Genomic DNA, 4,862 nt, shown 5'->3' on the forward strand with positions numbered 1-4,862 from the left:
AGAATACCCCATGTATAGTAAGAAAAGAATTCCTCCAAGCAATAACGCCATCTTAATCCAAGTGATACCTAAAACAACCGCTGAGACACCAAAAACAGCTAATGAAATGAGTAGTGTATCACAAATGGAAGCTGTCAAAACGACTGGTAGCACATAAATCCAACGTGACTGCATCGCCCCTTGATTAAAGATAAACACATTTTGGACTCCAAGAGGCAGAATGAGCCCAAAAGCTAGAATAAATCCATGTATTGCAGCACTTATCATATTTTATCTCTCCATATGTATTTTCAAAAAGAAGTATACTTCTTCTAAACCCTGTCAATAACAATACCAATCAATGAAAAAATTGGGGTGTTTAATTTGCAGGGAATTTATTTTATTAATGATCGTATTTCTTTAGATGGACTTAGTAAGGAAGAAAGTTTAGCCTTTCAAGAACAATCTTTAAAAAAATTTATCGATGAGCATAAAATTCAAGTCATAAAGTTCAATCCTTATCAATTGAATGACTATTACACCATACCACATGCGCTTCTTTATGACTTAAAAAAGGAAAAAGTAAGCATCGATTGTTTTATATATTATTCCTCACAGGTGATAGAAGATTTCATTTACAGTTATCCAGCTAAATGGCTCATCTTAAAAAGCTTCTTTAAGGAAGTCATCTCTGTTGAAAAACAAAATGATTTAAACATTCGAGAAGTCGTTTAATCCAGTGATTTATTTGCTTGTTTGCGGTAAATAATAATAAAGTTTATGATAAAAATAATAATTAAATATACTCCATATATTCCAAATGAGTATAGCTTGTTGTTACTAAATAATGCACCAGCATACGACAACAGTAGAATATTTGGTATTTTTCCGATGAGTGAAGCCGTAAAAAAAGTTAGCCATTTGACATGACTTAAACCACACACGATATTAACAACCGGTGCTGGTATGATTGGAATTAATCGACAGGTTAAGATCGCAACAAAGGAATTCTTGTTTAGAAACTCATCATATTCTTGAACCTTTGGATAATTCATTAGTTTTTGCTGAGCAAAATCACGAAAGCCATATCTAGATAGGAAAAAGAAAGCCATTGTTCCTAGCATGGCGCCTGTTAAGGATACAATCATGCCTTGAGATGTTCCAAATACCGCACCAATCGTTCCTGCTAGAACGGGAAATGGAATCACGGGAAAAAAGACACAAATCGCTACTAGTAACATACTAATCAAAATGGATAGGCCTCCCCCTTGTTTAACAAGGTGAAGTAATTCATCCTTTTGAAATAAACCAATTGCTATGATTAACAACAGAATCCCTATACTTAATATTCTTTTAAACATCCGACAACTCCATTCACTTCATTTTTTATTAATCCTATCATACTATATTTTTAATTTTGGAAAAATAAAAGAGCCTTTCTGTTGAAAAGGCCCTTCTGCTTACCTATTAAAATGCTGTTCTTGCACCAAGATATCTTGGTTTCCAATAGGAATTTGTCATATCAGCGATTGAGACGCCTTTTGAACCTGCTTGAATGAATTGGTTGTTGCCCAAATAAATCCCTACATGTGTAGGACCTGGAGCGTATGTTTCAAAGAATACTAAGTCTCCGGGTTTTGGGGTGCTGACAGCCTTCATTCCTGACCATTGTGTGGCCGCCGTTCGTGGAATTGATACTCCAACCTTATTAAACACGTAGCTCGTTAAGCCACTGCAATCAAAACCAGCAGGTGTATTTCCGCCCCATAAATATGGTGTCCCTATGTACTTTTTAGCTTCATCCATTACCATTTGAGCCTTTGATACTGTCGGAGCAGGCACTGGTGTAGATGTACCACTTGTCGTTAATTTCAACACTTGTCCAACATAAATCGTATCAGTTGTAAGATTATTCAGTGATTTAAGCTGAGCAACTGATAGTTTGTTACGAACAGCGATTAGGTATAATGTATCCCCTTTTTGAACTGTGTACGTTTCAATCGCTGTTTCATGACTGTGTGGAGCTAACAATGTCAGCTTCTGAGTTACATAAAGAGAATCAGATGTTAGGTGATTCCAAGTTTTCAAGTCTGCTATAGTGACTTTATTAGCTTGTGAAATTTTCCAAAGAGTATCCCCTGACTGGACAGTATAGATGTTTTCGTGTGCACTTGCCGTCCCAGCAAATGTAGAAATCAGGATCCCCGCCGTTGCTGCGATAGATAGTAGATGTTTCTTCATCGTAGCACCCTTTCATTTCGTTTGTGTAATAACATCATAAACGACCTTTAAGGGTTGTTTGAATCCCCAAAGATATGGCTTACTTGGTAAAAAGCAACAATATTAGTAAAGAAGACCTTTAATATTACAAACAGACTATTACTCAATCCTATAATATGTAACATTTCACATTGTAATTTAATTTTCATTAATATTTTTGTAACATAAATGTAATAAAAAGATGATTAAGGGATTAATAGAAATCAGCTAATTCACACAAGTAATGTAGAAATATTGTAACAATCCTACCATGCACTCTAGTCTGTTAAACCTATAATAAACCTATAGAAACAATCTTTATAGTTTTATAAATCATAATGATTTGGGTGATGATGATGCAAGGAATAGGAAAAGGACATCCTCATGCTATGGGGCATCCACATGGAATGCGAAATGTAATCGATTATGACAAGAATCCATTTATTGTCATTTGGGAAGTAACAAGAGCCTGCCAACTTAAATGTGTTCACTGCCGCGCTGATGCGCAGCTTACTCCAGATCCACGCGAACTAACGCATGCGGAAGGAATTAATTTAATTGATCAAATCTATGAAATGGATAATCCGATGCTCGTGTTTACTGGCGGGGATTGTATGATGAGAGAAGACCTTTATGAACTTGCTGATTATGCGATCAAAAAAGGTATGCGTGTTTCGATTACACCAAGTGCTACTGCGAATGTTACCAAAGAAAAAATGAAAATGTTCAAGGACGTCGGACTTTCTCGCTGGGGCTTTAGTTTAGATGGTCCAACCCCTGAGATACATGACCACTTCCGTGGGACTCCTGGATCCTTTGATCTCACTGTTGAAAAAATTAAGTACTTAAACGAATTAGATATGCCGCTTCAAATCAATACCGTCATTTCTCGTTATAATTATGATTCGCTTGAACAAATGGCAAAGCTTGTCGGCGAACTTGGCGCAGTCATGTGGTATATCTTCTTGCTTGTTCCAACAGGCAGAGGTCAAATGGACGCTTGTATATCTCCCGCTGAGCATGAAAAAGTGTTCCTTTGGTTATATGAGTTGAGCAAAACTGCTCCTTATGATATCAAAACAACGGCAGCCCAGCATTACCGCAGAGTTGTTTTACAGCAAAAAACACGCGAACAATTGATTGAAAAAGGCGAAATTCATTACGAAGACTCAATTACTACTGATTTTGCTTCCATGCATGACGGGTTAAAGCGGGCACCTAAAGGTGTAAATGATGGCAACGGCTTTGCATTTGTCTCCCATATTGGTGATGTCATGCCAAGTGGCTTACTTCCAATCGTCTGTGGAAACATCCGTGATACCCCACTCGCTGAAATTTACCATGAGTCCAAAGTGTTTAAAGAACTACGTCAGCCTGACCACTACAAAGGAAAATGCGGCGTCTGTGAATATAACAAAATGTGCGGCGGCTCTCGTTCGCGTACCTATGCAGTGACAGGAGACTATATGGAAAGTGAACCGTTCTGTGTTTACATTCCACACGCGATGCGGAATAGAGAAACATCACCTAGACTGTAATATTTTTAGATTTATGAAGAGGCATTCTACTTTTAGGATACCTCTTTTTTATTCATTTGACCCTTATCCTCTATGTGTATTTTTTTTACCTCTCAACTCAACTTCTTTCTTTATAAATTCCTCATTAGATGGTATTTTATTCCTAAACTATACCATCCTATAAAAGAAGATGGTCATTCAAGATAAGGAGTTATTATGATTAAGACAATTGCTGTAAAGAATAATTATGAATTGGTTAAAGATGTAGCAATCGTTGATTTGCTTAAAGGGGAATATAAATGGTATTGGATTGATTTTCATCTACCAACGGAAGAGGAAATCGAATATCTACGAGATCCTTTTCATTTTCATCCATTGGCGATTGAGGATTGTATTAATCATTTACAAAGACCTAAGTTGGATTATTATGAGGACCACACTTTTTTTATTACACAGTCCCTAAATCACCAAACGCTCAAAAGAGACGAAATTGATTTTTTCCTAGGTGAAAACTATATCGTTTCCTTTCACCTTAACCCTTCAACTGAAATCGAGGCGGTATGGAAACGATTTATAGAGTCGACAAACATTGAAAAGTGGGAGCCAACACATGTTTTATACCTTGTACTTGATAAAATGGTTGATAGTTATTTCCCGCAAGTCTTTAAAATCGAAGAACGATTAACTGAAATTGACGAGAATTCTAGAGGAAGATCCATGGAGGCATTGCTGGAGGATTTATTTGATACAAGGCACCATCTACTATCATTGAGGCACACCATTTCACCGATGCGCGATCTTATATACAGAGTCCTAAATTCACAGCGACTAACTTCCATTCAGGAGAAAAGGGAATACTATTCTGATATTCATGACCATTTACTAAAATTAACAGAAATGATTGAGGCAAACCGTGAACTAACCACGGACATCCGCGACAGCTATATTTCACTTAACTCCCATCAAACCAATCATGTCATGAAGGTTTTAACCGTGATCACCACGATTTTCATGCCGCTCTCTTTTATCGCTGGATTGTATGGGATGAATTTTCGCTATATGCCTGGACTATCATCGAAATATGGTTTTTTTTCCACGCTGATTCTA

6 protein-coding genes (1 of these 6 running past the window's edge) are annotated in these 4,862 nt (G+C 36.9%); 3 read left to right on the forward strand and 3 right to left on the reverse strand.

Annotation, left to right across the window (positions count from 1 at the left end):
* Positions 1-267, reverse strand: a 267-nt coding sequence (locus tag V7659_RS25095) for a LysE family transporter (protein ID WP_335542841.1), incomplete at its 3' end; no start/stop codon positions are given.
* Between the two features lie 87 nt (positions 268-354).
* Here V7659_RS25095 and V7659_RS25100 point away from each other — a divergent pair.
* Positions 355-714, forward strand: coding sequence for a hypothetical protein (locus V7659_RS25100; RefSeq protein WP_335542842.1), 360 nt, complete (start codon positions 355-357; stop codon positions 712-714).
* On the opposite strand, the gene V7659_RS25105 is transcribed toward V7659_RS25100, so the two are convergent.
* A complete protein-coding gene (locus tag V7659_RS25105; protein ID WP_335542843.1) occupies positions 711-1,340 on the reverse strand; it encodes a TVP38/TMEM64 family protein in 630 nt (209 codons plus the stop codon). The genes V7659_RS25100 and V7659_RS25105 overlap by 4 nt on opposite strands.
* Positions 1,341-1,446: 106 nt before the next feature.
* Entirely contained in the window at positions 1,447-2,220 is a 774-nt protein-coding gene (locus V7659_RS25110) for a C40 family peptidase (RefSeq protein WP_335542844.1), read from the reverse strand.
* Positions 2,221-2,594: 374 nt separating this feature from the next.
* Between V7659_RS25110 and V7659_RS25115 the strand changes: the two genes are divergently transcribed.
* Together V7659_RS25115 and corA are read left to right on the forward strand one after the other, a co-directional pair.
* Positions 2,595-3,776: a TIGR04053 family radical SAM/SPASM domain-containing protein gene (locus V7659_RS25115; protein WP_420491770.1), complete on the forward strand. Its 1,182-nt coding sequence runs from the start codon at positions 2,595-2,597 to the stop codon at positions 3,774-3,776.
* Positions 3,777-3,971: 195 nt separating this feature from the next.
* A protein-coding gene (corA, locus tag V7659_RS25120; RefSeq protein ID WP_335542845.1) for a magnesium/cobalt transporter CorA crosses the window boundary here: on the forward strand, positions 3,972-4,862 show its 5' portion. The gene runs 48 nt beyond the window's last position; 891 of the gene's 939 nt are visible here — the first part of the coding sequence; the start codon lies at positions 3,972-3,974; its stop codon lies beyond the right edge, outside the window.

This window comes from Neobacillus drentensis (assembly GCF_036966985.1).
Taxonomy (GTDB): Bacteria; Bacillota; Bacilli; order Bacillales; family Cytobacillaceae; genus Neobacillus; species Neobacillus drentensis_E.

Coding starts and splice junctions, on each gene's coding strand:
- V7659_RS25105 (WP_335542843.1), bottom strand. CDS start 1,340: ATGTTTAAAAGAATATTAAGTATAGGGATTCTGTTGTTAATCATAGCA.
- V7659_RS25110 (WP_335542844.1), bottom strand. CDS start 2,220: ATGAAGAAACATCTACTATCTATCGCAGCAACGGCGGGGATCCTGATT.
- V7659_RS25115 (WP_420491770.1), top strand. CDS start 2,595: ATGCAAGGAATAGGAAAAGGACATCCTCATGCTATGGGGCATCCACAT.